Origin of the sequence: Haloglomus halophilum, from assembly GCF_024298885.1 — an archaeon.
GTDB classification, from domain to species: Archaea; Halobacteriota; Halobacteria; order Halobacteriales; family Haloarculaceae; genus Haloglomus; species Haloglomus halophilum.
In genome coordinates this window covers 1,059,581-1,085,590 of the sequence record NZ_CP101166.1, presented here as the reverse complement: position 1 = coordinate 1,085,590, position 26,010 = coordinate 1,059,581, and the positions used below count along the sequence as shown (strand labels likewise).

30 protein-coding genes and 1 tRNA gene are annotated in these 26,010 nt (G+C 70.0%); 14 read left to right on the top strand and 17 right to left on the bottom strand.

Features of this window, described 5'->3' with window-relative positions; all coding sequences use genetic code 11:
* The first annotated feature begins 125 nt into the window (after window positions 1-125).
* Entirely contained in the window at window positions 126-1,061 is a 936-nt protein-coding gene (locus NL114_RS05395; RefSeq protein WP_254823773.1) for an acyltransferase, read from the top strand.
* Between the two features lie 47 nt (window positions 1,062-1,108).
* Here NL114_RS05395 and NL114_RS05390 read toward each other — a convergent pair whose 3' ends face one another.
* The 4 genes from NL114_RS05390 to NL114_RS05375 form a co-directional block, all read right to left on the bottom strand.
* The gene (locus NL114_RS05390) at window positions 1,109-1,990 is read right to left on the bottom strand and encodes a DUF4097 family beta strand repeat-containing protein (RefSeq protein ID WP_254823772.1); all 882 of its coding nucleotides are present in this window, start codon (window positions 1,988-1,990) and stop codon (window positions 1,109-1,111) included.
* A 48-nt stretch (window positions 1,991-2,038) separates the two neighbouring features.
* A complete protein-coding gene (locus tag NL114_RS05385; protein ID WP_254823771.1) occupies window positions 2,039-3,412 on the bottom strand; it encodes an aryl-sulfate sulfotransferase in 1,374 nt (457 codons plus the stop codon).
* 73 nt (window positions 3,413-3,485) lie between these two features.
* Entirely contained in the window at window positions 3,486-3,734 is a 249-nt protein-coding gene (locus NL114_RS05380) for an Lrp/AsnC family transcriptional regulator (protein WP_254823770.1), read from the bottom strand.
* 2 nt (window positions 3,735-3,736) lie between these two features.
* Window positions 3,737-4,435, bottom strand: coding sequence for a potassium channel family protein (locus NL114_RS05375; RefSeq protein WP_254823769.1), 699 nt, complete (start codon window positions 4,433-4,435; stop codon window positions 3,737-3,739).
* Between the two features lie 161 nt (window positions 4,436-4,596).
* Here NL114_RS05375 and NL114_RS05370 point away from each other — a divergent pair, with 161 nt between their 5' ends.
* Window positions 4,597-4,902 carry a CopG family ribbon-helix-helix protein gene (locus NL114_RS05370; protein WP_254823768.1) on the top strand — a complete coding sequence of 102 codons (306 nt, stop codon included), beginning with the start codon at window positions 4,597-4,599 and terminating at the stop codon, window positions 4,900-4,902.
* A 3-nt stretch (window positions 4,903-4,905) separates the two neighbouring features.
* Window positions 4,906-5,397 carry a PIN domain-containing protein gene (locus NL114_RS05365; protein ID WP_254823767.1) on the top strand — a complete coding sequence of 164 codons (492 nt, stop codon included), beginning with the start codon at window positions 4,906-4,908 and terminating at the stop codon, window positions 5,395-5,397.
* 355 nt (window positions 5,398-5,752) lie between these two features.
* On the opposite strand, the gene NL114_RS05360 is transcribed toward NL114_RS05365, so the two are convergent.
* The 3 genes from NL114_RS05360 to NL114_RS05350 are packed head-to-tail and all read right to left on the bottom strand — an operon-like array spanning window position 5,753 to window position 8,926.
* Window positions 5,753-7,525, bottom strand: coding sequence for a b(o/a)3-type cytochrome-c oxidase subunit 1 (locus NL114_RS05360; protein ID WP_254823766.1), 1,773 nt, complete (start codon window positions 7,523-7,525; stop codon window positions 5,753-5,755).
* The gene (locus NL114_RS05355) at window positions 7,525-8,100 is read right to left on the bottom strand and encodes a cytochrome c oxidase subunit II (protein WP_254823765.1); all 576 of its coding nucleotides are present in this window, start codon (window positions 8,098-8,100) and stop codon (window positions 7,525-7,527) included. The genes NL114_RS05360 and NL114_RS05355 overlap by 1 nt, the downstream gene beginning before the upstream one ends.
* A gap of 7 nt (window positions 8,101-8,107) precedes the next feature.
* Window positions 8,108-8,926 carry a halocyanin domain-containing protein gene (locus NL114_RS05350; RefSeq protein WP_254823764.1) on the bottom strand — a complete coding sequence of 273 codons (819 nt, stop codon included), beginning with the start codon at window positions 8,924-8,926 and terminating at the stop codon, window positions 8,108-8,110.
* Between the two features lie 107 nt (window positions 8,927-9,033).
* On the opposite strand from NL114_RS05350, the gene NL114_RS05345 reads away from it, so the two are divergent.
* The 7 genes from NL114_RS05345 to NL114_RS05315 all read left to right on the top strand — a co-directional run bounded on the left by NL114_RS05345 (window position 9,034) and on the right by NL114_RS05315 (window position 14,140).
* Window positions 9,034-9,228 (top strand): DUF8131 family protein, encoded by a 195-nt coding sequence (locus NL114_RS05345; RefSeq protein ID WP_254823763.1) that lies wholly within the window; start codon window positions 9,034-9,036, stop codon window positions 9,226-9,228.
* A gap of 130 nt (window positions 9,229-9,358) precedes the next feature.
* Window positions 9,359-10,156, top strand: a complete 798-nt coding sequence (locus NL114_RS05340) for a sulfite exporter TauE/SafE family protein (protein ID WP_254823762.1) — start codon at window positions 9,359-9,361, stop codon at window positions 10,154-10,156.
* A complete protein-coding gene (locus NL114_RS05335; RefSeq protein WP_254823761.1) occupies window positions 10,157-12,706 on the top strand; it encodes a heavy metal translocating P-type ATPase in 2,550 nt (849 codons plus the stop codon).
* Window positions 12,707-12,770: 64 nt separating this feature from the next.
* On the top strand, window positions 12,771-12,938 hold the full coding sequence (locus NL114_RS05330) for a hypothetical protein (protein ID WP_254823760.1): 168 nt from the start codon (window positions 12,771-12,773) through the stop codon (window positions 12,936-12,938).
* 162 nt (window positions 12,939-13,100) lie between these two features.
* Window positions 13,101-13,421, top strand: coding sequence for a winged helix-turn-helix transcriptional regulator (locus NL114_RS05325; protein ID WP_254823759.1), 321 nt, complete (start codon window positions 13,101-13,103; stop codon window positions 13,419-13,421).
* Window positions 13,422-13,494: 73 nt separating this feature from the next.
* Window positions 13,495-13,788 (top strand): DUF7996 family protein, encoded by a 294-nt coding sequence (locus NL114_RS05320; RefSeq protein WP_254823758.1) that lies wholly within the window; start codon window positions 13,495-13,497, stop codon window positions 13,786-13,788.
* Between the two features lie 88 nt (window positions 13,789-13,876).
* Window positions 13,877-14,140, top strand: coding sequence for a DUF8006 family protein (locus NL114_RS05315; RefSeq protein WP_254823757.1), 264 nt, complete (start codon window positions 13,877-13,879; stop codon window positions 14,138-14,140).
* Between the two features lie 92 nt (window positions 14,141-14,232).
* Here the strand turns inward: NL114_RS05315 and NL114_RS05310 are convergent, their stop codons facing one another.
* The 4 genes from NL114_RS05310 to NL114_RS05295 form a co-directional block, all read right to left on the bottom strand.
* On the bottom strand, window positions 14,233-14,997 hold the full coding sequence (locus tag NL114_RS05310; protein ID WP_254823756.1) for a cytidylyltransferase domain-containing protein: 765 nt from the start codon (window positions 14,995-14,997) through the stop codon (window positions 14,233-14,235).
* Between the two features lie 141 nt (window positions 14,998-15,138).
* On the bottom strand, window positions 15,139-15,759 hold the full coding sequence (locus NL114_RS05305) for an NfeD family protein (protein ID WP_254823755.1): 621 nt from the start codon (window positions 15,757-15,759) through the stop codon (window positions 15,139-15,141).
* A gap of 81 nt (window positions 15,760-15,840) precedes the next feature.
* Window positions 15,841-16,158 (bottom strand): DUF7312 domain-containing protein, encoded by a 318-nt coding sequence (locus NL114_RS05300; protein ID WP_254823754.1) that lies wholly within the window; start codon window positions 16,156-16,158, stop codon window positions 15,841-15,843.
* A 78-nt stretch (window positions 16,159-16,236) separates the two neighbouring features.
* Window positions 16,237-17,064 (bottom strand): NAD+ synthase, encoded by an 828-nt coding sequence (locus NL114_RS05295; protein ID WP_254823753.1) that lies wholly within the window; start codon window positions 17,062-17,064, stop codon window positions 16,237-16,239.
* A 225-nt stretch (window positions 17,065-17,289) separates the two neighbouring features.
* Between NL114_RS05295 and NL114_RS05290 the strand changes: the two genes are divergently transcribed.
* The 3 genes from NL114_RS05290 to NL114_RS05280 all read left to right on the top strand — a co-directional run bounded on the left by NL114_RS05290 (window position 17,290) and on the right by NL114_RS05280 (window position 18,659).
* Window positions 17,290-17,360: transfer RNA gene (locus tag NL114_RS05290), tRNA-Gly, on the top strand.
* A gap of 218 nt (window positions 17,361-17,578) precedes the next feature.
* The gene (locus tag NL114_RS05285; protein WP_254823752.1) at window positions 17,579-18,364 is read left to right on the top strand and encodes a DICT sensory domain-containing protein; all 786 of its coding nucleotides are present in this window, start codon (window positions 17,579-17,581) and stop codon (window positions 18,362-18,364) included.
* A 73-nt stretch (window positions 18,365-18,437) separates the two neighbouring features.
* Window positions 18,438-18,659 carry a hypothetical protein gene (locus tag NL114_RS05280; RefSeq protein ID WP_254823751.1) on the top strand — a complete coding sequence of 74 codons (222 nt, stop codon included), beginning with the start codon at window positions 18,438-18,440 and terminating at the stop codon, window positions 18,657-18,659.
* A 36-nt stretch (window positions 18,660-18,695) separates the two neighbouring features.
* Here the strand turns inward: NL114_RS05280 and NL114_RS05275 are convergent, their stop codons facing one another.
* The 4 genes from NL114_RS05275 to secF all read right to left on the bottom strand — a co-directional run bounded on the left by NL114_RS05275 (window position 18,696) and on the right by secF (window position 22,475).
* Window positions 18,696-19,106 carry a cupin domain-containing protein gene (locus NL114_RS05275; RefSeq protein ID WP_254823750.1) on the bottom strand — a complete coding sequence of 137 codons (411 nt, stop codon included), beginning with the start codon at window positions 19,104-19,106 and terminating at the stop codon, window positions 18,696-18,698.
* Window positions 19,107-19,165: 59 nt separating this feature from the next.
* A complete protein-coding gene (locus NL114_RS05270) occupies window positions 19,166-19,903 on the bottom strand; it encodes an Nmad3 family putative nucleotide modification protein (protein ID WP_254823749.1) in 738 nt (245 codons plus the stop codon).
* Between the two features lie 86 nt (window positions 19,904-19,989).
* Window positions 19,990-21,585, bottom strand: coding sequence for a preprotein translocase subunit SecD (locus NL114_RS05265; protein ID WP_254823748.1), 1,596 nt, complete (start codon window positions 21,583-21,585; stop codon window positions 19,990-19,992).
* On the bottom strand, window positions 21,582-22,475 hold the full coding sequence (gene secF / locus NL114_RS05260) for a protein translocase subunit SecF (protein ID WP_254823747.1): 894 nt from the start codon (window positions 22,473-22,475) through the stop codon (window positions 21,582-21,584). The genes NL114_RS05265 and secF overlap by 4 nt, the downstream gene beginning before the upstream one ends.
* A gap of 218 nt (window positions 22,476-22,693) precedes the next feature.
* On the opposite strand from secF, the gene NL114_RS05255 reads away from it, so the two are divergent.
* Complete coding sequence (locus NL114_RS05255) at window positions 22,694-23,383, top strand: HAD family hydrolase (protein WP_254823746.1); 690 nt, start codon at window positions 22,694-22,696, stop codon at window positions 23,381-23,383.
* A 79-nt stretch (window positions 23,384-23,462) separates the two neighbouring features.
* Here the strand turns inward: NL114_RS05255 and NL114_RS05250 are convergent, their stop codons facing one another.
* Both NL114_RS05250 and NL114_RS05245 read right to left on the bottom strand, forming a co-directional pair.
* The gene (locus NL114_RS05250) at window positions 23,463-24,701 is read right to left on the bottom strand and encodes a TrkA C-terminal domain-containing protein (RefSeq protein ID WP_254823745.1); all 1,239 of its coding nucleotides are present in this window, start codon (window positions 24,699-24,701) and stop codon (window positions 23,463-23,465) included.
* On the bottom strand, window positions 24,698-25,999 hold the full coding sequence (locus NL114_RS05245) for a potassium channel family protein (RefSeq protein ID WP_254823744.1): 1,302 nt from the start codon (window positions 25,997-25,999) through the stop codon (window positions 24,698-24,700). The genes NL114_RS05250 and NL114_RS05245 overlap by 4 nt, the downstream gene beginning before the upstream one ends.
* Window positions 26,000-26,010 lie beyond the last annotated feature (11 nt).

Below are 26,010 nucleotides of genomic sequence, written 5' to 3'. Positions count from 1 at the left end.
TTGCATCGTGGGGACGGCGTGGCGGCGTCCCGCCGCGAGCGCGGTCGTGTGGAAACCACGCCACGGCGCCGGTTACACCGACGTAACGGCAACCCCTATGCCGCCGGACCGACTACCGGGCGGGTATGACCAAACGTCACGTCCGCCTGCCGGTCGAGGCCGAGGAGGGCCTCCAGGCGTTCCTTGAGGACGTGGACCGGCGGCTCGGCGACCCCGAGGAGGACACCTGCGAGGTCGTCACGGAGACGCTCGTCGACCTGTTCGGCGACCGCGACGCCTACGACCGCTGGCAGGCCGGCGAGGAGGTCTCACCCGCCGAACGCGTCCGGCTCCAGGGGTACGACCCCTGCAACGCCACGCTCGAATCGGAGTACTACGCCGAGAAGGACGAGGACCGGTTCCAGGAGTCGAAGTACCTCCAGTGGCTCTGGCGCCAGTTCGACGCCACGCCGATGGCCGACAACGTGGAGTTCGCGCTCCGTTTCCGCCGGATGCTCGCGAAGCACCTCTTCGAGGACTGCGGGGAGAACTGCCGCTTCTTCAAGGGCATCTCGATGACCTACGGCCACAACATCGAGGTCGGGGATAACGTCGTCATCCACGACGACGTCCACCTCGACGACCGCGGGCAGCTGACCATCGGCGACCGCGTCTCCATCAGCGACGGCGTCCACGTCTACAGCCACGACCACGATATCGTCGACCAGACAGAGGTGACCAACTACCACACGGTCATCGAGGACGACGTGCGGCTCACCTACGACGCCGTGGTTCAGGCCGGCTGTCGGGTCGGCGAGAACGCCGTCGTCGGTTCGCGCGCCGTCGTGCAGGACGACATCCCCGCCCACCACATCGCCGTCGGGACGCCCGCCCGGAGCGTGAAAGTGAAGCCGGGCTGGGAGTCCGTGGCCGACCCGGTCGACGCGGACCACGAGCGCGGGAAGGACGACCGGGAGATCCCCTACGACCTGCCCGACGACCTCGACCAGTTCGACGAGTTCCAGCGCGACCTCCAGCCGCCGGACCGGCCCGACGCGACCGCCGACGCGGGCGACGACTGACGCCCGCCACCGCGACCCGTCGGCCGTCCATCGTCTATCGCCGTCCGTCACTCGAAGAGGCCGTACAGCCGCACGTCGCCGTTGCCCGACTCGCAGGTCAGTTCGTGCCCGCCCCCGACGAGTCGGCCAGTGATGCGGTTCCCGCTCCCCGAGCGGTTCTGCAGGTCGACGCCCTCGACGGTGATGTCGCCGTTCCCGACCGAGAGCTCCACATCGGCCGGGAGGTAGCTCGGGACGCCGACATCGACGTCGCCGTTGCCCGAGGAACAGGTCAGGGCCTCGAAGAGGGTGAACAGCTCGACGGCCACGTCCCCGTTGGCGCTCCGCGCGCCCGCCAGGCCGGTCGTCCCGGTCGCCTCGACATCGCCGTTGGCCGTCTCCAGTTCCGGGGCGCCGTCGATGTCATCGGCGGTGACATCACCGTTGGCCGACCGGAGCGTCGCGTCGCCCGCCACGCCCGAGACGGTCACGTCGCCATTGCCCGTGCCGGCGCCCACGAGCGGGTGGCCTTCCGGCACCCGGACGGTCAGGTCGACCGAGACGCGCCCCGAGGACAGGGCGCCCTCGTAGTCGGTCTCGAGTTCGAGCGTGCCGTCCTCGACCGCGGAGACGACGGAGACGCGGTCGAAACGGTCGCGGTTCCCCCGGGTGCGCTTCACGATGGCGACCTCCACGTCGTCGCCCTCGGGCAGCGGCTCGACGATGATGTCGCCGTTCGTGTTGGAGATGTCGATGGCGGTGTCGGCCGGGATGCTGTAGACGTTCGTCGAGCGCTCGATCTCCAGCGCCCCGGTGCCGAAGGCACAGCCAGCGAGCGCCGCCGTCGTGGCGACTGCCCCGGTGGCGAGGAACGCTCGGCGGGTCGACGAGTGGGTCGTGACGGTGTCGTGGCCGTGACCGGTATCGGGGCTGCGGTCGTCGGAGGGCATCTTCGAGTACCCCGGCACGCCCCGGCGGAAAACGGTTTTCGGTGGCTCTCAGGGGATGTCCGCGAACCAGCCGTCGCGGTACCCCTCCCAGACGAGTGCCACACCGGCGACGAGGCCGACGAGCCCCGTCAGGACCTCCATGATGCCGACCCAGGGCGGGAAGACGAAGCCGAGCCACGACTCGACGGTCGCGACCGTGTCACCGACACCACCCGTGGAGCGGCTCTGCAGTTCGCCGCCCGCCGGCACGTTGTCCGGCTCCTCGGGCAGCGGCTCGTCGCCGGTCCCGAGGCGGTCGGCCTCGTAGACGATACCCTTGCGGTCGGCCAGCGAGTGCGACCAGACGACGCTCCCGTTGGGGCCGACCTCCAGCACCCGGAAGTTCCGTGAGTCGGTGACGAGGGTGTTCCCGTTGGGGAGGCGGTCGGCGTCCCGCGGCCAGGCCAGCTTCTCACCCGACCCCGTCCCGTCGTACTCCCAGACGACGGAGCCGTTCGAGGCGTGGACCTCGACGACGCGGTCGTTCTCCGAATCCGCGACGAGCAGGGTATCGTGGCGCTCCAGCCGGTTGGGGTTGTGCTGCTCGTTCATCACCTCGTGGCGCGTGGGCGCCCCCACGACGCCGACGATGTCTCCGGAGGGACGCTCGACCTCGATGGTCGTGTCGAAGTTCCGGATGGACATCTGGAGGTTGCCGTTCTCGAGCAGGTCCACGTCGTTCATGTGGGTCCAGTCGCCCTCGGCGCCCTTCCGGCGGAACTCCTCCTGTTCCTCCTCGGGCAGCGGGGCGACGTACTCGTTCCAGAACTCGGTGCCCTCGGTGAGGTGGTTCTCGGCGTACCACTCCCACGTTATCTTGCCGGACTGGTCGACGGTGAACGTCCGGTCGTTGCCCATGTCGATGATGACCGTCTCCCCGCTCGGGAGCCGGTCGGCGTCGTGGACCTCGTGGTGGGTCGGGAAGGCGTCGTACCAGGAGTGCTCCCAGACGATCTCGTTCGTGTCGGGGTCCACCTCGACGACGCGGTTGTAGATGCAGCCGTTCTTGCCGGCCGGGCGCTCGCCGTTGTAGTACTCGTCCGGACACCGGACGTTCTCGGCGAGCGGGTTCTGCCCGAACGCGACCTGCACGTTCCCGTTGTCGAGGGCTTCCGCGTCGAACACGTAGGCGTGCGGCGGGTCGTACGTCCAGGTTCGCGTGCCGTTCTGGTCGACGATGATGGCCTGTCCGTTGTCCTCGGTGAACCAGCCGTACACCTGCACCGAGATGAGCGTCTTGCCGGGATAGGCGCCCTCGCCGCCCTCGGGGGCGTCGGGCGTTGCCGGCTGTACGCCGGGTGCGGGGGCCGTGGCGGCCTGCCCGACGAGCAGGGCCACCGAGAGGAGGAGAACGACCGCGGGGACCAGCAGGCGGCGGTTCATACACGCCGACTACGCGTCACCGCGCATAGGCGTGACGGTCACGGGTGACAGCGGCTCCCGGCCGCTACGGTCGCTACGCCGACCGACCCGATGACTCCATCGCGACGTAGGTCTGTGTGTCCTCGACGCCGTCGATGTTCTGGATGGCGTCGGCAGCGACGGTCTTGACCTCCGCCGGCGAGGGGACGTCCAGTGTCGCGATGAGGTCGACATCGCCCGCGACGACGGCCGCGTCGACGACGCCCTCGATGGACTCGATCTCCCGGAGCAGTCGGTCGGCCTCGCCGGTGTGGGCCTTCACCATCACGTAGGCGCGCACCATCCTCACTCACCTCCGGCGGCCGCGGCGGCCACCTGCTGTGCGTCGCTCCCGCCGACGATGAGGTGCCGGACGTCGCCCAGCACGTCGAACCCGGCGATGACGACGAGCCGGTCACCCTCCTCCAGCGACTGGTCGGGCTCGGGGATCTCGACCGGGCTGCCGGCCTTGCCGAACGCGAGCAGCCGGGAGTTGGCGGGCATCTCCAGCTCCGAGAGGGTGTACCCCCGCATCGGTGACTCCTCGGTCACCGTCAGCTCGACGAGCTGGACCTCCTGGGCAACGTCCGCGATGGCGTGGATGTTGCCGCCGAGCAGCGCGTTCTTCGCCAGCACTGCACCCAGTCGCTCCGGGTAGACGACCTCGTCCACGTCGCTGGCGTACTTCCGGATGACGTACTCGCGATAGTCGTCGTCGGCCCGCAGGACCGTCCGGCAGCCGTACTCCTTCGCGATCATGCAGGCGGTGAAGTTGACGACGAGGTCCGGCGTGAGCGCCGCGAGCCCGTCGATCTCCTCGAGATCGAGATCGAGCAGCAGTTCCTCCTGTGAGCCGTCCCCCTCGACGACGGCGAACCCCTCCTCGCGGAGGCGCTCGACCTTCGTCCGGTCCGGCTCGACGATGACCACATCGTGGCCCTCCTCGCGGAGCACGCGCGCCGTCCGCATCCCGACGCGCCCAGCACCGACGATAACGAATCGCATACGGACCCGTTCACCGGCCGCCGGCAAGTAGCTTTCTCCGGGGCGGAAGTCGCGTCCAGGGGAAGGGGTCACCGGAGGACCGCTACTTCCGGGAACGGTGGGGCCCCGAGGCAACGCTTATCCAATCGTGGGTACAACGTATGTACACGAAGCGATCGCCGATGGGAACCACACGTGTCAACTTCCGCATTCCGGAGGAGCTGGTCGAGAAGGCCGATGTCGCAGCGGAGCTGACGCACAGGAACCGGACCGAGATCGTCATCGAGGCCCTACGGACGTACCTCGACGAGATCGAGGACGAGGACGCGTTCCGCGAGGACGTGATCGAACTGTATCTCGACGGCGACATCGAGTTCGAGACGCTGCGGACGTTCATCGGTCGGCAGGACGCCGATTCCGTCCGGGCCTCGAAGGCGCTACTGGAGGACGGCGAGGCGCTGGCCGATGATCTGGCAGCGCTCGAGTGACCGATGCTCGTCGTGGATACGAGTGCGGTCATCTCGCTCGAACTCGCCGACGTTCTCGACTCGGTACTGGCCGAGTACGAGGTCCGAACGACGACCCAGGTGATGTCGGAACTCTCGGAGACGGCCGAGTACGACGACGTGCACGGTATGGCCGCTGAAACAGCTCCCGGCCGCCTCGCCGGTGTTCCGGTTCACGACAGCAGCGCCACGGACCTCCAGACCTCACGCGTCGACTCGGGTGAAGCGTCCTGTGCACGCCTGGCGACCGACCACGAGGCGGCGTTCCTCATCACCGACGACCTGCGCGCCCTCCCCGAGCTGCAACAGCTGACCGAGGCGCAGGTCGCGATCTCGCCGGTCCTCCTTCGAGCGCTGGTGAAGCGCGGGTGTCTCACCCAGGCAGAGGCGTCCGAGCGGCTCGAACGGCTCGCAGCGGACCGTGACTGGCTCGGGGCTCCGATCTACCGGCGGGCCCAGCGGCTCTTCGAGTCCTGAACGGTCGGGACTGGTGGAGCCGGTCGGCAGCTGACAGAAGTGGCCTGCTGCATAGAGAGGATGTAGTCAGCACCAGCATCCGCGCGAGCGAAGCGAGCGCGGTTCTCTGACTGCGAGGCCGGAGGCCGAGCCGTCAGCTTTTTTCATCGACGTTTTTGCGCCGAGTGGTTCGCCGGAGGCGAACCCGAGGCGGAAAAAGGTCGCGCTGTCTATGCAGCATGGCCCTTCGGAACCGTCACCAATCGAGAATTTGGTGAGCCAATATAATCTGGAAATCTCGAAGTTTCCGAATTTCTACCGATATAAATGAATATAATTTATATTTAGAGAGCTATCGGTCGGATATGGGCTCACGTCATATCGGCAGCCACCCGGCAATCGACACCGGCACGGCGGGGATGCTCGGGTCGAGTGCCCCGCTCTGTATCATCGAGTAGATGGGGAAGCCGTAGGCCAGCGCGACCAGCAGCAGGGCGAAGACCGCCCACAGCCGCAGGTCGTCGAGCACCTTCGGGGCGTCCTCGGCGCCCGAGAGCGGCTCCGGGAACTCGCTGTTGACCTCCAGCTGGCCGCCCTTGCCCGCGAGGATGGTGGCGAACATCACCGCGAGGAACATCACGAGCGCGACGAACAGCAGGGTGCCGCCGATGGCGATCTGGATGCGCATCTCGCCGTACCCTCCGACCGATTGCGCGTAGCTGAAGGCCTCGTACTGGGGTTCCGCGGTGCGTCGGGGGACGCCGATGAGGCCGGCCCGGTGCATCGCGTTCGACATCAGCGTCATCCCGAGGAACCACATGTACGGCTGGAGCGCCGCCACACCCCGCAACTGGAGGCGCTTGCCCGTTATCTGTGGAACGAGCCAGTAGGCCAGCGCCATCGCCGTCAGCGCGAACGCGGTGCCGACGGTGAGGTGGAAGTGGCCGGGAATCCAGATGGTGTTGTGGACGAGGTAGTTGATGTTCATCCCGGCGTTGATCATGCCGGAGAAGCCGCCGGCTGCGAACATCAGGGCCGCTAACGCCATCCCGGAGAACGCGGGGTTACCCCACGGCAGCGTCTTCAGCCAGCCGAATCGGCCGGTACCGCCCTGCTGGCGACCGGCGTGTTCGAGGCTGGCGACGACCGTGAACGCCGTCAGTAGCGACGGCAGCAGGAGGAACATCGTGTTCGTCATGGCGACGAACTTGAAGCCCTCGGGGATGCCGGGGTCGACGTACTGGTGGTGGAAGCCGACCGGCGTCGACAGCAGGACGAACAGGACGAACACGACCCGCGCGAGCGGGTCGCTGAACAGGCGCCCGCCCGCGAGCTTGGGCATGATGGTGTACCACCCGAGGTAGGCCGGCAGGAGCCAGAAGTAGACGACCGGGTGGCCGAAGAACCAGAACAGCGTCCGGGCCAGGATGGGGTCGACCGTCTGGATGAGCCCCAGCGACCACGGGATGAGGAAGACGACCACCTCGACGGCGACGCCGATGGTGGCGACGTACCACATGATCATCGTCGTCAGGACCATGAACGCCTGGAGCGGGATGCGCTCGTCCGGGTTGTCCGACCGCCAGGCCCAGAACCGTCGGAACCAGTCGACACCGACGGTCCACGAGCCGACGACGATGAGCGCGGCGCCCACGTAGAACGCGGGATGGGCCTGCAGCGGCGGGTAGAACGTGAACAGGACGTCGGCCGAGAGCGGCACGTTCGGGAAGAACCCGCCGATGATGGCGACCGCCGCCAGCACCGTCCCGACCAGCAGCATCGTGAAGCCGCTCCACGCGACGCGCCGGTCGACGCTCCCCCGCCCGAGCGAGCGGGTGATGGCCCAGTTGAAGAAGCCGCTGATGAAGAACGTCGTGAAGACGAGCGCCAGCAGGACGCCGTGGCCCGTCAGCACGGTGTAGTAGTCCGACGAGGAGACGAACCCACGGAAGGCCCCCGTCCGGTGGAGTGCCTGGATGAGGCCGAAGAAGCCCCCGATGCCCAGCGCGCCGAACGCGACGAGGAACGTCCAGCGGGTCAGGCGGGCCTCGTTCGGGAACTTGTCGACGAAGGCGTTGCGCTCCTCGTCGAGCAACGGTTCCTCGGTGCCGGTCTCGGTATCGGTCTCGTCAGGGGTGACAGTCGCCATTATCGCTCACCTCCGGCGGTCAGGGCCGCCCGGAGCAGCTCGCGGTCGTCGCTCGTCGCGTCGTGGTCGTACTGGGACTGCGGGACGACCTCGAAGGTGCCGGCCATGTCGTGGTGGCCGGCCCCACAGTACTCGTGACAGATGATGCCGTACGTTCCGGTCTCGTCGAACCGGGCGGTCATCTCCGAGACCTGCCCCGGGACGACCATGACGTTCACGTTCGTCCCGGCGAGGTTGAACCCGTGCGTGACGTCGGCCGAGGCGACGTAGAACGTCACCTCGCTCCCCGCCGGTATCCGAATCGGTTCGCCCGTTCCGGGGACGAACGCGAACCGCTGGGCGACGACGTAGATGTCGAAGCTGTTCTCGCCGGTCCGGTAGACCCCGGGTTCGCGGAAGTTGTCGACGGCGTCGTAGTTCTCGTTGGCGATGGGGTTCGCGCCGACCTGGCCGCCGGAGTCGTCCACCATCGCGATGCCGGGACCGACCGCGCCGTAGACGACCGTCGCGATGAACCCGACGATGAGCACCATTCCCGCGACGAACCACGCCTTCTCGTATCTGTGTATCTCCATGACTGGATCACCCGATGATGGTCGGACCGCCGAGGAACTCGACGAAGTACATCAGTATCCACAACACGACCAGGATGAGGAAGTACCCGACGAGTAGGGCGGCCGTCCCCGTCGGGTCGAACGCGTCGTGACCGATGGTCCGCTCGACGGTCTCCTCCTCGGGGGCCGACTCCACGGCCGGTCCCTCCACGTCGGTCACCTTCTCCTTCCAGGCGCCGTACGAGCGGTAGCCGTCGGCCCCGAGGATGGCCGCCCCGGCGAGGCCGCTCAGGCCGAGGAGGATACCCATGAACGTCAGCCCGAAGGCGCCGCCCGGCGGTTCGAACGGCTGCCCGCCGCCGCCGCCCAGTTCGACGTCGCCGGTCACGACGACGCCCTTCATCCCGAGCGCGCGGTGGGGGGCGCAGTAGTACTTCGTCACCCCCTCGCTCTCGAAGGTCTGCTCGAAGGTGTACCCGGCTTCGCTAGCGAGCTCGGATTCGAACGCGCCGTCGAGGTCGACGACGTTGTGCTGGTTCCCACGCCCGGTCCACTCCCAGACGACGGTCGTCCCGGGGTCTATCTGAATCGCCGGGGGGCCGAACCCGAACGGTTGCCCGCCGTTGTCGACGCCGACCCGGACCGTGACCTCGTCGCGGCCGGTCCGGTCGATGACGCCGTTGTAGTTCTGGACGTCGGAGAGCCAGCCGTCGAACGACGGTTGGGGCTGGGCCGCAGCCGTGCCCGCGAGCGCCGATGCGCCCGTGGCCGTGGCGGCGATGCCGGCCCCGCCCCGAAGTACCGCACGCCGACTGGGCCCTCGCTGTCCCGAGGTTCGCTTCGACATGACGGTCCTGCGGTTGACGGACCATCCCAAAAAAAGTATATGCGGTTCCGGGGTCCCGAGAACCGCCCCGACCGTTTATGTGGTGGCGGCCGAACGAGCGTGTAGCAATGCTGGACTCGCTCCCCGACTCGCTCGCGCCGCTCGTGGCACTGCTCGCACTGCCGTCGGTCGCGGTGTTCTTCCTGAGCCGTGGCCAGCCGTTCATCGCGGTCGCCGTGGTGAACGTGCTGCTCATCGGCGGGTTCCTGCTGTACGTGTTCACCCGTGAGGCGTCAGGCGGACACGGCGCGGCACACGCCTGACAGACTGATTCCCGCCCGGCTGCACGCCTGACCGGGCGATTCCCGCCCACCCAGTTCCGAACGAACCGCCGTCGACCGGCCGGCCGTACGGCCGACCGTGCATCGGAGTGCTACCCCGGAGTCCCAACCCATGTCATCCAGTCCGTTCGCCGGGTTCGTCCCCGAGGCCGGAGCCGGCGGCCTGGAGATCGCCGCGTTCTGCCTGCTCGGTGCGCTCGGCAGCGTCCACTGTCTCGGGATGTGTGGGCCGCTCGTCTCGACGTACGCCGATGGCATCCGCTCGCGCGGTCACGACGCCACCGAGTGGCCCGCCATCCGCCAGCACCTCCTGTTCAACGCCGGCCGGACCGTCTCGTACACGCTGCTGGGGGCCGTCTTCGGCGCGCTCGGGGCCGTCCTCGTCGATGCCGGCGGCCTGCTGTCGGCCGCACGGCTCGTCCGTGGCGTCGTCGGCCTCGCGGTCGGGCTGCTGGTCCTCGCGCTCGGCCTCGGCTACCTCGCCGCCGACAGCGGCGGTGGCCGCCTCGTCGGTGCCCTCGGCCGGCCGTTCCGCGCCGGCGGGGCGGCCCTCTCGGGGGTCGTGGCGTGGCTCCAGGCCCGCGCGGAGCGCTGGACTCGCGGCCCCCGTATCGTCGGGCTCGGCGCTGCCCACGGACTGCTGCCGTGCCCGCTGCTCTACCCGGCGTTCCTCTACGCGCTGGCGACGGCCTCGCCCGTTCGCGGCGGCGTCGCGCTCGCGGCGCTCGGGGCCGGCACCGTCCCGACGCTGTTCGCGACCGGGCTCGCGGTCGGATCACTCGGCCCGGAGACGAAACGGCGGCTCCACCGCGTCCTCGGCGCGGCGTTCGTCCTGCTCGCCGTGTTCCCGCTCCGGATGGGGCTGCGGAGTCTCGGCCTCGAACCGCTCGCGCTGCTGGGGGTCGCGTAGATGAGCGACCCGTCGACCGCCCCGGGCGGCGCCGACGACGCCGACGGCTGTGACCTCTGTGACCTGCCGACGCCGGACCCGCCCGTGACGGACGACGACGTACCAGGGGCGTACTGCTGTCAGGGATGTCTCGCCGTCGCACGGACGCTCGACGACCCGCTGGAGACGGACGCGGACGCCGCTCGCGAGGCCGTCCGCGACACCGGCGACCGCCCGGTCCCGGACGATGCCGAGACCGCGTTCGTCCGGGTCGACGGGATGCACTGCACCAGCTGTGAGGCGTTCCTCGAATCGCGCGCCGAGTCCGCGCCGGGCGTCCACCGCGCGGAGGCCAGCTACGCCTCGGAACTCGTCCGGGTCGCGTACGACCTCGACGAACTCGGCGGGGAGGGTGACGGCGACGGAACCGGTGCCGACGAGCGCGCCGCCAGCCTGCTCGACGCGCCGGGCTACCGGGCCCGGCCCGCCGACGAGGGACCGGCCGACGACCACGAGTCGCTGGGGCGGCTGCTCGTCGGCGGCTTCCTCGGGATGATGGTGATGGCGTGGTACGTCCTGTTCCTCTACCCGACGTACCTCGGACTGCCCTCCGAATCGCTGCTGCTCGATGTCAACGGTGGGGCGGGCGGGTACCTGCTGTGGAACGTCTGGGCGTTCGCGACCGTCGTGCTGGGGTACACCGGCGCGCCGATTCTCCGCGGTGCGCTCGTGAGTCTGCGTGCGGCCCGGCCGAACATGGACCTGCTCGTCGCGACGGCGGCCGTCACCGCCTACTGCTACAGCACGGTGGTTCTCCTGACCGGTGGCGTCGACGTCTACTTCGACGTGAGCGTGGTCGTGCTGGTCGCCGTGACCGTCGGGGGCTACTACGAGCGGCGCATCCGCCGGCGCGCGGCCGACCGCCTCACCGACCTGACGACCGAGCGCGTCGAGACCGCGCGGCGGGTGGTGGGCGACGGGGCGGGCGCGGATGGGACTGCGGACGCCGGCGCCCCGGCCACGGAGGTGGTCCCCGTCGAGGAGGTGTCCGCGGGTGACCGCCTCGTGGTCGAACCGGGCGAGCGGCTGCCGACCGACGGTACCGTGGTGAGCGGTCGTGCGGGCGTGGACGAATCGCTCGTGACCGGTGAGGCGGCCCCCCGTCGGGTCGAGTCGGGTGACGAGGTGCTGGGTGGGGCGCTCGTGACCGACGGAACGCTCCACGTCGAGAGCGACGGGACCAGCACCGTCGACCGACTGGCCCACCACCTCTGGGACGTGCAGGCCGCCACGCCGGGCGTCCAGCGAGTCGCCGACAGAGTGGCGGCCGTGTTCGTCCCGCTGGTCGTCGTGGTGGCGGTGCTGGCGTTCGGCGCGACGCTCCTGACCGGCGGCACGCCGACGGGGGCGCTGTTGACGGGGCTGGCGGTGCTGGTCGTCTCCTGCCCGTGTGCGATGGGGCTGGCGACTCCGCTCGCCGTCGCCGCCGGGGTCCGGGACGCGCTGGATCGCGGCGTCGTGGTGACGGACCCGTCCGTGTTCGAGACGGCCGTCGCCGCCGACACCGTGGTGCTGGACAAGACGGGGACGCTGACCGAGGCCAACCCGTCGCTGGTCGACCACGTCGGCGACGACGAGGCGCTGGCGCGGGCGGCCGCGGTCGAGACGCGGGCGGACCACCCCATCGCTGGTGCCGTGGTCGAGGCAGTCGACGCGCCCCCAGCGGCCAGTGACTTCCGCACGCATCCCGGCCACGGCGTCAGCGCGGTCGTCGATGGGGACCGCGTCTACGTCGGCGGCGCGGGGCTGTTCGAGGGGCTGGATGGCGAGTGGCCGATACCCGGCGACTGCCGGGACTGCTACGGGTCGGGCGACGAGCGCGGTATCGCGGCGTACGTCGGCTGGGACGGTGCGGTCCGGGGGGCGCTCGTCGCCGCGGAGCGCCCGCGGGAGGGCTGGGCGGACGCAGTCGCGGCGCTCGGCGACGGGCGGCGCCTCGTCGTGCTCACGGGCGACGACCGGGCCGCCGCCGAACCGTTCGCCGCCCATCCGGCCGTCGACGAGGTGTTCGCGGGCGTCCCGCCGGAGGGGAAGGCCGAGACGGTCGAGCGCCTCCGACGGGAGGGGACGGTCGTGATGGTCGGCGACGGAAGCAACGACGCGCCCGCGCTGGCGGCGGCGGACCTCGGGGTCGCGCTCCGCTCCGGGACGGCGCTCGCGGCCGACGCGGCCGACGCCGTCGTCACGGAGGGCGGCCTCGACCGGGTGCCGACGGTGTTCGACCTGACGGCGGGGACCCGGCGCCGGGTTCGGGAGAACCTGGGTTGGGCGCTGTGTTACAACGCCGTCGCGGTGCCGGCGGCGGCGCTGGGGCTGCTGTCGCCGCTGCTGGCGGCCGTCGCGATGGCGACCAGCAGCCTCCTCGTGGTCGTCAACTCCACGCGGTCGGTCCTCGGCGACGAGGCGAGCGGCGAGGCGGGCCGGCACGGTGGCCACGGTGGCGACCACGTCAGCGACCCGGACCCCGAGGGACCGTCGACCCCCACGCGCACGCCGGCGGGTGGCGACTGAACACGTTCCCAGAATCTGGGAGCGGAACGGGTGTTGATGCCCGGAGACGACCTCCCCTCCGCTGATGACCGCAACCGACACCACGGAGGGCACCGACGAGCGACCTATGGGCGACTCCACCGAGGACGACGACGGACTCCCGTTCGGCGTGAAGGTGATGATGCTCCTCATCCTGCTCGCCATCCTCGGGGTCGTCCTCGTCGACGTACTCCACTTCCTCGGCGCACTCTGACGCGTCACTCGCCGCTGCCGTCCGGCCTCGCCGACCGCCTCCAGCGAGGGGCGCGCTCGCACCGGCACGAGCAGTCCAATCAGTGTCTCGAGATGGTCTGTAATGGGTCTGGATGGTATCTGACCGATACCCTTTTGCCTCGGGGGGCACTAGCAGGGGGCAATGATCGAGCGACTCACGGACCAGGTCTCGAAGGAGGCTCGCGACCTGCAGATTCTGCAGGCCGTCATCGACCACCATCCTATCGGCATCGTGCGTATCTCCAAGGAGACCGGTATCCCGGAGCACAAGGTGCGCTACTCGCTGCGGATGCTGGAGAACGACGGGCTCATCGACCCGACACAGCAGGGTGCCGTCCCCGCCGACGACATCGAGGGGCGCGTCGCCGAGATCAACGCCGGGCTGGACGAGCTGGCCGACCGCGTCCGTGCGCTCGCCAGCGAGGCCGACGAGGTCGAGGCGACCGCCGAACACGAGGCCTGAGCGGCCCACCGTTTCCTGCGTTCCCCGTCCGTCGACCGTCAGGTTCACGCGACTCCGCTCCGTAGCCACGGGCATGCCCCTTCCGTCGGGTGCCGACTACGACATCGCCCTCCCCGGGTGGGCCCGGCTCCTGGCCGTCCTCGCGGGCGGCGTCGCCGTCTCCGGGATGGCCGATTTCGCGCTGACGCAGGCCGGCTACCCGAACCTCGCCACGTTCGTGTGGGCCAGCGGCTACGCCGGGACCATCATCGTCGTCTGGGTGGTCTGGGGCCAGCACCTCGAACTCGTGGGCGACACGGGCGTCGGCCACGAGGCCGACAGCGAGGAGAACCCGCCTGACGACGGCGACCGGTCGGACCCCTACTGAATCGAGCCCTCGCCGAGAACACCCGCAGGGGCCCCCTCGGCGGCGAACGGAATTGTTATGTGCGCGTCGTCGTGACTTCGGAGCAAGAATGTTCCCTGTCGCACCGTTGCAGCTCGTCGACAGTTTCCTGCTCAAGTACAACGTGGGGCAGGCCATCCTCTTCCTGTTCATCCTCACCACGCTCGGGGCGCTCCCGCTCAAGTCCCGGAAGATAATCGGCCTCAACACGGTCGCCTTCGGGGTGCTGTTCCTGCTGACCCCGACCCCGTCGATGCAGCCGGTTCACTTCCAGTTCCTCGGCATCGCGCTCATCTTCGTCGGCCCGTTCCTCGTCATCACCGGCCGGCAGTAAGATATCGTCGCTGTTCGGTGCGGAATTCTGCCTTTCGCCCGTAATAACTCGACTCCGTCTGGAATCCTCTCCGCAATTCCGCAATCTGTTTCCTATTCGTCGCCCTGGACCTTCGTCTGTCCCACGTGGCTGTTCCACTCCGTGAGCCCCTCGGCGAGCGCGTACTCGATGGCCTCACGGACCGGGACGATGCCGCGCTCGCCCGGCTCGACGCCCTCGTAGACCCCGCGCAGGAGTTCGTAGTCGTCCGGCTCGTCCAGCGCCAGTCGCACGTCGTGGCGGTCACAGGGGAGCGGCCGGTCGTACACCTCGTCCCACGCGACGTTCTCGCGGTCGAACCGGTCGGGGTGTTCGAGGTAGTACTGCGTGACGTGCTCGCGCTGGTGGGGGTCGTCGGAGGCCGCCTCGACACGGTCGAACGAGTCCATCGAGAACGCCTCCACCACCAGCCCCTGCGGGAACGTCCGGTCGATGGTGTTGGCGGCGTACTCGGCACCCGCGCGGACCCGTTCGACGCAGGTGTCGACGACGGCCGGCGCCACGAGGGGGTCGTCGCCCGTCGCCCGGACCACCACGTCGGCGCCGGCCTCGCGCGCGGCGGCGTGCATTCGCCCGAGCACGTCGTCCTCGGGGCCGCGGTGGACAGCCGCCCCTGCGCGCTCGGCGTAGCGCGCGACGATGTCGTCCCGACCCGCAGTGGAGGTGGCGACGACCACCGTATCGACCGTCCCCGTCGCCTGCAGTCGGCGCACGTCGTGGGTCAGGACGTGCTCGCCGGCGAGCGGGAGCATCACCTTCCCCGGCAGTCGGGTCGAACCCATCCGGGCCTGCACGACGGCGACGACGCGTTCGCTCATGGCTGGTCGTGGGCGCGAGCGATGGAAAAGCGGTCGGTCGGCGGTCGACGGAAGGCGGTCGGCCGGCGGGAGAGTAGTCGTTCGACGACCGGCGGAGGGACGGTCGGTGACGCCCGAGGCCAGGACCGGAGCTGCCGGGTATCAGGCGGTCTCGGGTTCCTCCTCGTCGTCGTGGTCGTCGCCGTTCTCCGCCTCCCGGCGCGCCCGCTCGCGCGCCAGTTCGCGGTCGATGGAATCGTCGCCGCCGAGCCCGGAGACGGACTCGACGGTGAGGACGTTCCCGCCGCCGGGGTCGACGACGAGTACCTCTTCGCCCTCATCGATGGTGCCGTCGACCGAGCGGGCCTGGAAGTACGGGTTGAAGCCGCCGCCCTCCGAGAGCTTCACCTCGCCGCCGTCGCGGGTGACGCGCTCGGTGACGCGTGCGGTCTTGCCACGGAGCGATCCCGAATCCGAGGTGCGCCCCCCGTCGGCCTCCCCGTAGATGCCGAGGTTGCGGTAGGCGTACAGCGCGCCGGCGCCGGAGACGAGGACGACCGCCGCGAGCAGGAGCGGGGTGAGCGGGCCGAGCACACCGCCCAGCAGTGTCCCGACCAGCCCGGCCGCCAGCAGTGCGACGCCGATGACGATGAAGTGTGCGCCCGGCGCCAGTGCCTCGAGCACGACGAGCCCGGCACCAGCGAGTAACAGTATCAGGGAGAGGGAGAGGCCGAACAGTTCGAACCCCCCCTGGAGGGGCACCACCGCGAGGGCGTCGAGCATACCCCCGACTACGACGCGCCCCGGAATAACGGTTGGCCCCCGAGGCCGCCCGTCGGCGCGGTCGCGGGGTCGGGTCCGGTCTCAGAAGCCGACCAGTTGTGCGAGCACGACGAGCGTGAGCACGACGCCGAGCAGCACGAACAGCGCGCCCTCCAGCGTCGGTGTCTCGGGCTCTACCGGTCCGAGGTCGGCACCCGGCGACGCGCCGGCCACGTTCCCGCTCTGCTCGTACTCGATCCCCTCGACATCGCGCACCGTCGACGCGACCGTCTCGTCGTCGTAGCGGGGGTCCTCCCCCGGCTCGCGGGACCCGGCGGCCGGCTCGCGAGGCTCGGCGGCGTACTTCCTGTGGCCGGACTCGTCGGTGGGTCCGTCGCGCGGATCGTCCGTCTCGTCCATACCAGCACGAGGGACTGGACGCTCAAAGGGCTACCGTCGATACCGAACGCCGTGTCCGCCCGGCGTCACGTATGCGGGTTACGGCGGCTCGGGCGCCGGCGGCATGTGGCGCTTGTGCTCGCTGCCGGCCACCAGCTCCGTGACACGGTCGATGGCCGGCTCGGGCACGTCGAGCGTCCGCATCGTCGCGGACTTCGAGAACGGGCCGTCGACGTGGAGCGCGAGGATGGCGTCCAGCGTGTCGTAGCCCAGGCCCATCTCCTCCTCGTCGGTCTGCCCCTCCCACATCTCGGCGCTGGGTGGCTTCTCGACGAACTCGTCGGGGACGCCGACGTGGCTCGCGAGCTGGCGGACCTGGCACTTGTAGAGGTTCCCGATGGGGTTGCAGTCGACGGCCTGGTCGCCGTACTTCGTGAAGTAGCCCGTCATCGCCTCCGAGCGGTTGCCGGTCCCGAGGACGATGCGGGACTCGGCGTTGGCGACGAAGTAGTTGAGCACCGCGCGCGTCCGGACCCGGACGTTGCCCAGCGCCATCCGGTCGTCGGCCGCGTGCTCGGGCGCGGCGTCGACGAACGACGCCACGATGGGCTCGATGTCGATGACGTCGTACGAGATGTCGAGCAGCTCGGCGACGCGCTCGGCGTCGCTCATGTTCGTCTCCGTGTTCACGTCGCTCGGGAGGACCAGCCCGTGGAGGCCGTCCTCGCCGAGCGCCTCGACGGCGAGGTACGCCGTCAACGTCGAGTCGATACCGCCCGACAGCCCGAGTACCGCGCCCTCGGCGCCAGCGTCCTCGACGACCTCCTCGATGAACGAGGTAAGGTGCTCGCGCCGCGTCTCCAGCTCCGCCTCCGAGAGCAGCAGGTCGACGTTCGTCCCCTCCAGAAGCGCCGTGGATTCTGTCATCACCGGAATCGTGGACCGCGACCGACTAATACCTCCTGTCCGGCGAGCGGAACTGGACGGTCGTCCGGTGGTGTGGGGCCCGCGGAAGCGCTACGTTCAAGTTGGCGACCGAGCAAGCAGTTCACGCGACCGCGGGTCGCGAGCCGTGGAGCGCGACGGACGGAAGCGCGCCGTTGGTGAGTAATCCCGAAGGGTTACGAGCCTCGGGGCGCGAGTGTAACGAGCGCGCCGTTGGTCCAGTGGTAGGACATAGCCTTCCCAAGGCTAGAGCCCGGGTTCAATTCCCGGACGGCGCATTTTCTGCTGAGCAAAGCGAGGCGAAAATCGCTCCCCGGGAATTGAACGTCGTCGTGGAGCGGAGCGGAACGACGGGAGTTCACTATTCCCGGACGGCGCATCTCTCGGACGCCGACGGGCGACGTTCCCGACGGTACATCCAGCCGCCGCCCGTTCGGCGTGGGCGTCCGAACCAGTCCCCACATACTTGTTCTCGCCGTCCCATCTGCCGACATGCATGGATTCGTCGGTGGATGAGCCGCTCCCCGAGGCACTCTCGGAGTTCATCGACGAGGTTCCCGAGACCGATACGTCTCTGGTGGTGCTGAACCGGACCGGACCGGAGCCGCTCGTCTCCCTCCTGGAGGAGGCCTTCGACACGCAGGACGTGACGGTCGCCGAGCGGCAGGTCCCCGAGGGGACGACGGACGTGGTACTGTTGCTTCGCGAGGGCGAGATCGTCGCGACCACGCCGATGGAGCGCCTGCAGAACACGTTCCTGCTCATCAACGCCGACCGGTACCGGACCGGCGCCCACGGGCTCGGCGAGGTCGACATGCCCGAGGTACTGACCGGCCTCGACGAGGTCGAGTTCGAGGTCCGCGGGTTCCCCGAATCGAACAAGGAGAAGCTGCTGCTGGTGCTCATCTCCCGGTTCATCGAGGGGCGAGCGCTCCAGGCCGGCGAGGGCCGGTTCGATGTCTCCTTCCAGCGGTTCTCGCGGCTCGACGACGAGTACGGCACCCGGAAGGTGTACCGCTGGCTCGGCGATTCGGCCGTCGACGTCCACGTCTACGGCGTCCGCGACGAGCCGGTCCCCGACTCGCTCGACGTGACGGTCCACGCGGGGACACACGACGAGTACCGCCGCTCCTGGTTCGTGGTCTTCCGCCCGCCCGACGGCGAGGACGGCCACATCGCCCTCGTCGCGCTGGAGACCGGCGACAACGTGTGGCGGGCGATGTGGACGTACGACCCCGGCCGCGTGGAGCGGATCGGCCGGTACGTCGCGCAGAACTTCTGACTGCGGGCCTCTCGGGCTCTCTATCCGTGAGAACCGGCGGCGGATATATGGTGCGTGGCAGGCGACAGCTAGCGTGGCGTATCATCAGGAACCGTTCGTCTTCGACGACCTCGCTGTCATCGGGGCGTACCTCACGTTGCTGGCCGCGACGGTGTTCCACGCGGCGGTTCTGCTGCCGGCGTACGACGTGCTCCCCCTGCACCGGAACCTCATCCTCGCGGTCTCTATCGGGCTGGTCGTGTTCTGTCTCCACGGTATCTGGATTCGGGTCCACTGGGCGGGAACCGGCGGCTAGTCGGCGCCAGTCGCGGCCGGGATGGCCCCCGGTGCCTTACAGGTCCTCGACCTGCCGCGTCCGCTCGCTCTCGTGTTCGCCCGTATTCAGCGTCCCGGCCGGCTCGAACAGGAGGACGTGCGCCTCGTCGCCGTCCGGGCCGATGCCCGTCCTCTCGGGCACGACGGGCCGGTGCTCGACGCCCGCGGGGACGACGTGCAGTTCGTTGGCCTCCAGGTGCACGTCGGGGGCGTCACGGCGCTCGATGTCCAGCGAGCCAGCCACGACGAGGAACAGCTCGTCGGCCTCGGCGTGATGGTGCCACTCGAAGACGCCCTGCAGCTTCGCGAGTTTGACGTGCTGGCCGTTGCACTCGGCGGCGAGTCGCGGCGCCCAGTGGTCGTTGATGCGGTCGAAGGCGTCGGCGAGCGAGACGGTCGTGCCGTCGCCGGGGTCGGTGTCGGTCACGGGTGGGCCTGTGGCCGGGGAGCAAGGAAGGTTGCGGGCACGCCCGCCAGCGGCCGGGGCTACGCCCCGAAACAGCGGTCCCACGCCCGTGTGTCGTGGATATCGAGCAGCTCCTCCGTGGCGTCGTGGTCGAAGCGGAGCGGCCGGCGCCACCACGGGCCCTTCCCGGAGTCCGCCGACAGGTCGGTGACGAGGCGGTTGGCCTCGCTCCCGGCCGTCCGCGAGGAGAGCGGAACGGCTGCGTCGTACAGCTCCGACCCCCACGCGTCGCCCTGCACGAGGACGCGCGCGTCGAACGTCTCGCGCTTGACGTGGGCGTTGTTGGCGAACGCGGCCTTCGTCGGCTCGCCGGCCGCCGCGAACGCCTCGGGCCCCAGTGGGTCCCGTGCCAGCCGGAAGTGCCCGACGAGGAAGGCGCCCCATCTCGGTGGCTGCCAGTCGGGGCGGTCCTCGCCCGGCGTATCCAGCGTCGCGTAGAAGAACAGGAAATCGCCCGCCTCCAGCTCCGAGATGGGGCCCGCCTTCGCCCCGTACGGGTCGCCGTAGGTGTACCCCTCGCAGAACGGGTAGTCCCCGAACTCCGGGTCGAGGTGGACCGGTACGTCGGCCACGTCGCTCACGTCGACGGAGAAGTCGAGCGCCTCGTCCAGCTCGCCGTACGTCGGGACGTGGATGTCCGCGCGGGTCGGCTCGTCCTCCGGGATGGGCACGAAGTCGAACTGGCCGTAGGCGTCGATGGGCGCCCGGAAGCCCGGCTCGTTCGTGTTCGCGCCGACGTTGATTGCGAGGCCGCGCATTCTGTACGAGACACTCCGACGGTGTGGCACATCAAGCCGCCGGGAACGTCGTGACGGTGGACGGAAATCCGGTCAGCGAACCGCGTTCAGACGTCCTCCAGGACGAGGTTGCGGAGGATGTCACCGTAGGCGGGCCGGGTCACGAGGACGCCGAGCAGGACGCCGACGATGGTGACGATGGCGAAGCCCTGCAGGTCCCCGAGCGAGAGGACCGCGAGCGGCGACATGGCGATGATGGTGGTCGCGGCGGCCGCGCCGATGACCCAGAAGGCCTTGCGGAAGCGCGACTCGAAGACGCGGGAGGTGTTGACCTCACCGCTCTGGAGGATCTCGTCGGCGATGATGATGAGGTCGTCCACCCCCGTGCCGATGACGGCGATGAAGCCGGCGATGTGAGACAGGTCCAGGGCCAGGCCGACCGCGGAGGCGAACCCGAGCAGCAGGAACACCTCCGCGCCCGCGGTGAGTATCATCGGCGCCGCCACTCCCGGCTCGCGGTAGCGCAGGAACACCATCCCCGCGACGGCGAAGACGGCGATGATGGCGGTGATCAGCGAGAAGAGCTTGAACTCGTTGGCCAGCGAGGCCTCGAGGAAGTAGGTCGTCCCCTCGCCCTGGATGTCGAGCGTCGTCGGCAGGGCGCCGGCCTGCAGGTCGATGGCGAGCTGCTGGGCCTCGCTGTAGTTGTTGGCCGTGATGACGAAGGTGGGGTCCTTCACGAAGTCCCCGCTCCGGATGGTCTCGGCGAGGCCGGGACTCATCGAGGCGCCGTAGACGACCTCGCCGTCACGGACCGTGTAGAGACAGTAGCCCGGGAACGTGTCCGGGTCCTCGCCGGAGGCGGGCTGGTAGCCGCAGTTGCTGATGCCCTCGTCGGTGAAGCCGAACGTCTGCATCGCGTTCGAGAAGTTCCGGGCGGGCTCGTCCTTCAGCGCGACCGGGACGCGGGCCGGCTGGCCCCCGTCGGCCGGCTGGGCCTGGAAGTTGCTGGTGGAGAAGTCCTCCTGTGTCAGCAGCGACACGTCGCGGTAGACGGTCCGGGTGCCGTTGTCGCTCTCGTTCTGGCGCTGCTGGGGGAAGTGCGCGACCAGCTCGACGCGGCCGCGCGAGGTGATGAGGTCCAGCACCTGCGAGCGGTTCGCGTTGGGCACCTCGACGAGGACGAACGTCTCGCCGGTCGGCGTGGTCGTCGTCGAGACGGTTCCACCCGAGAGCCCGACGGAGTTGATCTTGTTCGAGAGGACGCTCACGGCGGTCTGCCGGGTCTGCTGGGTGACGCCGTCACGGATGTCGTCGGTCGAGGCCTCGACACCGGCTGCATTCAGCGCGGCCGCGAACTCCTCCTGGGTGACGTTGCCGTTGTCGGCGTCGGCGAACACCTCCACGGTGTCCTGCCCGTTCTGGACCTGCCGGATGTTGACGTCCGTGCGGGAGACGTTGAGGCGGTTCGAGACCGTGGCCGCGAGCTCACGCGTGTTCTGGTTGCCGGTGTCGACCTCGGCGGTCATGCCGACCAGGGGCGCGCGGACGCGGGTCCCACCGGAGAGCTCGAGGCCGTACTGGAGGTTCGTCGGGCCGTCCGTGTCGGCGCCGCCCAGCGGGACGAACACCGCGACCGTACTCACCAGCATGAGGACGATGAGCAGGTAGATACGCCAGTTCTCGCGGGGTGAGAGGTTCATCTCGCCACCCCCTCGTACTTGTAGTAGCGCAGCAGCGTGACGTTGAGCATGTAGGTGTTCATCAGGTCGGCCGTCAGGCCGAAGACGAGTACCGTCCCGACCGCCGGCAGGAGCGGGATACCGAACAGGAACGCCGTGATGGCCATCACCGTCATCGCGGCGATGGAGGTGAGCGTCATCGTCACCCCGGTCCGCATCGCGCGGTAGGTGGACTCGTAGAAGCCACCCGACCGACGGAGGACGTGGTTGTTCAACAGGAGGTCGGAGTCGACCGAGTACCCGATGAGCATCAGGAGCGCCGCGACCGTTCCGAGCGTCAGCTCCATCCCGAAGATGTTCATCAGCGCGAGGGGGATGACGATGTCGGAGAAGGCGCTCGCGACGACGGCGATGGAGGGGATGAACGTCCGGAACAGGGCGAACACCAGGGCCGCCATGCCGCCGAAGGCGATGACGAGACCGATGAGGGCCTGGCTCTGGCTCTGTGCGCCGAACGAGGCCGACCGCCCCTGGATGGAGTTCACGTCGTAGCCGGCTCCCTCGGCCTGGGTCTGGATGGCGTCCGTGTCCGTCGACTGGAAGGTGACGATGAAGGCGTTCTCCTGGGAGCGGATGGGCTGGACCGACTCCACGTCGAACCCGTTGGACTCGAACGTGGACTCGATCTGGGCCGCGGTGTCGGTCGTCGTGACCTGCAGCTCGGTGCCGCCGGTGAACGCCAGTCCCGGCTGGACGGGCGACCCGGTGAGTACGAAGAAGCCGGCGAGGACCGCGAGCGCGAGTACGAGCACGACCAGCGGGATGGTGATGAGCTGCCGGTTCGTGTACCGCTCGTAGTCCACGTCGGGGAGGCTGAACGGGAGTTTCCCGGGGGCGTCGGCCTCAGCCACCGACGCTCACCCCCACGTGCGCGGAGTCTACCATGGCCACGGGTCGGAAACGGCGGCGAATAAGCCTTCTCACTTCGACGCTGGCGGGTTCTGTCGCCGACCGGTCCAGCGGGCTCCGCCCGCACTCCCCGGCGCGGCGCCGGCCAGCCCCGCGACGACCCACCCCCGCTGTACGCCCCACAACAGTTTACCCCTGCCAGGGCCCTACCCGCGAGCGAATGCCGACGCAGGTCGAGGCCGTCACGCTGGACATCGACCGGACGCTGTGCGAGTACCGGCGCTCGACCGCCGACCTGCTCGCCGAGGCGTTCGACACGGTCGGCGTCGACCCCTTCTTCACGGCCGGGGAGTACCGCGACCGGGTGTTCCGCTACGTCCCCCGCACCGACACGAAGGCGGAGCTCCGGGAGGCGTGCTTCGCGGACCTCGCCGCGGAGCGGGGCCACGACCGCGCCGTCGGGCGGCGGGTCGCCGCGGTCCACACGAACCTCCGCGACCACCGCGATGTGGAACCGGTGCCGGGGGCCCGCGAGGCGGTCGCGGCGCTGGCCGAGCGCTACCCGCTCGCCGTGGTGACGAACGGCGCGCCCGAGAACCAGGCGCCCAAGCTCGACGAACTCGGGCTCGCCGACCGGTTCGAGACGGTGGTCCACGCGGGCTACGACACGCTCGCGAAGCCCGACCCCGCGCCGTTCCTCGACGCGCTGGACGCGCTGGGGACCGCGGCGCCCGCGACGGTCCACGTCGGCGACGGCCGCGACGACGTCCTCGGGGCTGATGCGGCGGGGATGCGGACCGCCTGGCTGCGCCGGTCGGACGCGGAACTGGACGCCACCGGCCGGCCGGGGACCCGGCCGCACTTCGAGCTGGGGTCGATGCGGGAACTGCTCGACCCGCCGTGGGAGTAAGACGAACGTGTCACTGTGGCTGGTCGTGCCGCTCATCGCGCGTCGAGAGTCACGGGCAGCGCGAGGGAAGCCGAGGCGGTCAGTCGCTGCGTCCGGCGGCGTCCGCCAGTGGCGGCTCGGCGTCGGCGTCGCCGCGGGCGGCGGCCTCCAGCCGTCGCAGGAGTGCCGGTCGTGCGACGGCGTAGACCGTGTCGCCGGCGGCGAGTGTCCGGGTTCGGGAGGGGATGGCCTCGACGGCCCCCTCGGCGGGGCGGACGGCCGCGACCGACACCGCGAGGCCGCCGAGGCTCACACCGACCAGCGGGCTGCCCTCGGCGACGGTGGCGACGCCCATCGTCTCCTCGGCCGCGCGGAGGAGGGAGGCGAACTCGCGGTCGGCGCGCGCGGCGATGGGGAGCGTCGCGAGCCGATAGCGTGTCGTATCGTCGAACGCGTCGGCCTCGGCCTCGTCGACGGCCAGCGTCACCGTGTCGTCGGCGCTTCCGCGGACCTCTGCCGTCGTCACGCGTTCCGGGCCGCTCTCGCCGGCGGCGGGCCGGAACACCTGCACCACGTCGCCGGCCCGGGCCGCGTGGGGCGGGTCCGCGCGGACGGGGACCGCGGCGGTCCCGGGCGGGAGCGAGGGGCCGATGCCGGACTCGCGGGAGCCGACCGCGAGGTACTCCACGACGCCGTCCTCGTCGAGTTCCAGGTCCACCTGTCCGACGCCGTAGTCGGTCTTGAGGCGCTCGACCAGGCGTTTGCGGAGCTCCTCGACGGTCAGACGCCGGGGGAAGACGAGCGTCGCGCCCCCGAACTCCGCCTTCGTTTCGGGTGGAACCGGGTCGTACCCCTCGATGTCACCGATGTCCTCGGTGTCCGGGAGGTCGACGGTGACGACCCGCCCGACGGCCCTGACGACCTTCGAAACCTCGCGGTCGACGCGGTCGCCGCCGGTCAGGGCGAACGTGCCGGCACCGAGGCGGTCACCGGCGCGTCCCCCGGCCGCCGCGGTGAGGCCGGCGGCGAGGAAGACGCTGACGTTGAACACGGCCGTCTCGAGCGCCAGGATGGCGGTCTGGTCGTCGATGACCTGCGCGAGTGCGAAGTCGGTGTTGAGCGAGAGCGCGACGCCGCTCAACCCGACCAGCACGGAGAGCCCTTCGGGGACCGTCTGGTCGGCGTACCAGCGGTGGACGAGGCCGATGCCGCCGCCGAGCGCGAACGCCAGCACCGCCAGTCCGGCCGCGTTGACGAGCGACCGCACCGGGATGCCCAGCACCGAGCCGAGCCCGCCCATCGACTGGAGGAGGGTGTCGAACGCGGCGAGTCCCGTCATGCGACCGCCTCCGCGAACGCGTCGAGCGACTCGCGTGTCCCGATGGCGAACAGTTCGTCGCCGGGGGCGAGTTCCGTCTCCCCCGAGGGGGCGAACGCCCAGCCCTCGGCCGTTCGGACCGCGAGCACCGCCACACCGTACGTCTCCCGGACGCTCGCGTTTCCGATGCTCGCGCCGTCGAGGGCGCCGTCGGCACGGAGCGTCAGCCGCCGGATTCGTTTCCCGGCCCGGCGGAGCAGCGAGAGGAGTTCGAACTCGCGGCGCCGCCCCCGCGAGCGGACCACCACGCGACCCCGGTCGGCCGCCAGGAGGGTGTCCGCGTCGCTCCGCGGGACCGTGACCGTCAGCCGGCCGTCGCCGCCGGTGGTCGTCGGTGCCCGCGGCGGGGGCACTTCGGCGGCCTCGGCGACGGTCCCGCCGTCCGTCCGGGCGTCGTCGTCCCGTTCCTCGCGGCCAGCCGGCGGAGAGAGGTCACCGCTGGCGCTGGCGGCCGCGCCGGGGGGGTCCGGCGTCCGGGTCGGTGCCGGCGGCGTCCCGGTCTTCGCACTGAGGACGGTCCCGTCGACCGCGCCGCCGTCGGTGCGGACGGTGACGCGGTCGCCGCGTGCGAGGCCCGTCGGGAGCAGCGCGTCGACGGAGACGGCGCGGTGGCCCTCGGGGACGCGCTTCGAGAGGCCGGCCAGCGGCGGTGCGGCCGCGACAGTCGCCTGGCCGCGCTCGTCGATACTGACGGTCACCTCGGCGCAGTCGAACTCCGTCCGGAGGCGGTCGGCGAACCGCGATTCCAGTTCGCCGATGGGGAGATCGGCGGGGAAGGTCCAGTCCCCGTCGCGGATCTCGGCGCGGATGTCGTCCGGGAGCGGCGGGTAGCCCTCCATGTCGGCCACCTCGCCGACCACCGCGACCCGGACCTGTCCACGGCCGCCGACCAGTTCCACCACGTCGGCCGAGAGCGTCTGGTCGCGGAGTTTCTGGAGCGAGACGCGTTTGGGGAACGCCGCGCCCATCGCGTCGCCTTTCGCGTGGGCGTACAGCGACATCATCAGCACGACGAGGATGGCGACCACGACGACCGGGCCCGTGGCCTGCCTCGTGACGGTCTGGTCGGTCAGGGCCAGCAGGCCGCCGTTGACGCCCGCGATAGCGAGCGCGAGGACGACCACACCGAAGCCGGGGATGGAGACCCCGGTGACGTACTTGAAGATGAAGCCGAGCCCCCAGGCGACCAGTGCCGGGATGATGCCGGTGAGCACCCCCAGATAGATGCCGAGGACGACCTCGACGGGGAGTGGAGCCATGCGCGCTCCGA

What these genes read in the sequence shown, in the direction of transcription:
- NL114_RS05285 (WP_254823752.1), top strand. Translation starts at nt 17,579, where the DNA reads ATGGATTCGTCGGTGGATGAGCCGCTCCCCGAGGCACTCTCGGAGTTC.
- NL114_RS05350 (WP_254823764.1), bottom strand. Translation starts at nt 8,926, where the DNA reads ATGTCGAAGCGAACCTCGGGACAGCGAGGGCCCAGTCGGCGTGCGGTA.
- NL114_RS05385 (WP_254823771.1), bottom strand. Translation starts at nt 3,412, where the DNA reads ATGAACCGCCGCCTGCTGGTCCCCGCGGTCGTTCTCCTCCTCTCGGTG.
- NL114_RS05335 (WP_254823761.1), top strand. Translation starts at nt 10,157, where the DNA reads ATGAGCGACCCGTCGACCGCCCCGGGCGGCGCCGACGACGCCGACGGC.
- NL114_RS05270 (WP_254823749.1), bottom strand. Translation starts at nt 19,903, where the DNA reads ATGCGCGGCCTCGCAATCAACGTCGGCGCGAACACGAACGAGCCGGGC.
- NL114_RS05360 (WP_254823766.1), bottom strand. Translation starts at nt 7,525, where the DNA reads ATGGCGACTGTCACCCCTGACGAGACCGATACCGAGACCGGCACCGAG.
- NL114_RS05265 (WP_254823748.1), bottom strand. Translation starts at nt 21,585, where the DNA reads ATGAACCTCTCACCCCGCGAGAACTGGCGTATCTACCTGCTCATCGTC.
- NL114_RS05380 (WP_254823770.1), bottom strand. Translation starts at nt 3,734, where the DNA reads ATGGTGCGCGCCTACGTGATGGTGAAGGCCCACACCGGCGAGGCCGAC.
- NL114_RS05370 (WP_254823768.1), top strand. Translation starts at nt 4,597, where the DNA reads ATGGGAACCACACGTGTCAACTTCCGCATTCCGGAGGAGCTGGTCGAG.
- NL114_RS05390 (WP_254823772.1), bottom strand. Translation starts at nt 1,990, where the DNA reads ATGCCCTCCGACGACCGCAGCCCCGATACCGGTCACGGCCACGACACC.
- NL114_RS05305 (WP_254823755.1), bottom strand. Translation starts at nt 15,759, where the DNA reads ATGCTCGACGCCCTCGCGGTGGTGCCCCTCCAGGGGGGGTTCGAACTG.
- NL114_RS05245 (WP_254823744.1), bottom strand. Translation starts at nt 25,999, where the DNA reads ATGGCTCCACTCCCCGTCGAGGTCGTCCTCGGCATCTATCTGGGGGTG.
- NL114_RS05365 (WP_254823767.1), top strand. Translation starts at nt 4,906, where the DNA reads ATGCTCGTCGTGGATACGAGTGCGGTCATCTCGCTCGAACTCGCCGAC.
- NL114_RS05315 (WP_254823757.1), top strand. Translation starts at nt 13,877, where the DNA reads ATGTTCCCTGTCGCACCGTTGCAGCTCGTCGACAGTTTCCTGCTCAAG.
- NL114_RS05310 (WP_254823756.1), bottom strand. Translation starts at nt 14,997, where the DNA reads ATGAGCGAACGCGTCGTCGCCGTCGTGCAGGCCCGGATGGGTTCGACC.
- NL114_RS05345 (WP_254823763.1), top strand. Translation starts at nt 9,034, where the DNA reads ATGCTGGACTCGCTCCCCGACTCGCTCGCGCCGCTCGTGGCACTGCTC.
- NL114_RS05340 (WP_254823762.1), top strand. Translation starts at nt 9,359, where the DNA reads ATGTCATCCAGTCCGTTCGCCGGGTTCGTCCCCGAGGCCGGAGCCGGC.
- NL114_RS05255 (WP_254823746.1), top strand. Translation starts at nt 22,694, where the DNA reads ATGCCGACGCAGGTCGAGGCCGTCACGCTGGACATCGACCGGACGCTG.
- NL114_RS05355 (WP_254823765.1), bottom strand. Translation starts at nt 8,100, where the DNA reads ATGGAGATACACAGATACGAGAAGGCGTGGTTCGTCGCGGGAATGGTG.
- NL114_RS05375 (WP_254823769.1), bottom strand. Translation starts at nt 4,435, where the DNA reads ATGCGATTCGTTATCGTCGGTGCTGGGCGCGTCGGGATGCGGACGGCG.
- NL114_RS05330 (WP_254823760.1), top strand. Translation starts at nt 12,771, where the DNA reads ATGACCGCAACCGACACCACGGAGGGCACCGACGAGCGACCTATGGGC.
- NL114_RS05325 (WP_254823759.1), top strand. Translation starts at nt 13,101, where the DNA reads ATGATCGAGCGACTCACGGACCAGGTCTCGAAGGAGGCTCGCGACCTG.
- NL114_RS05295 (WP_254823753.1), bottom strand. Translation starts at nt 17,064, where the DNA reads ATGACAGAATCCACGGCGCTTCTGGAGGGGACGAACGTCGACCTGCTG.
- NL114_RS05320 (WP_254823758.1), top strand. Translation starts at nt 13,495, where the DNA reads ATGCCCCTTCCGTCGGGTGCCGACTACGACATCGCCCTCCCCGGGTGG.
- NL114_RS05395 (WP_254823773.1), top strand. Translation starts at nt 126, where the DNA reads ATGACCAAACGTCACGTCCGCCTGCCGGTCGAGGCCGAGGAGGGCCTC.
- NL114_RS05300 (WP_254823754.1), bottom strand. Translation starts at nt 16,158, where the DNA reads ATGGACGAGACGGACGATCCGCGCGACGGACCCACCGACGAGTCCGGC.
- NL114_RS05250 (WP_254823745.1), bottom strand. Translation starts at nt 24,701, where the DNA reads ATGACGGGACTCGCCGCGTTCGACACCCTCCTCCAGTCGATGGGCGGG.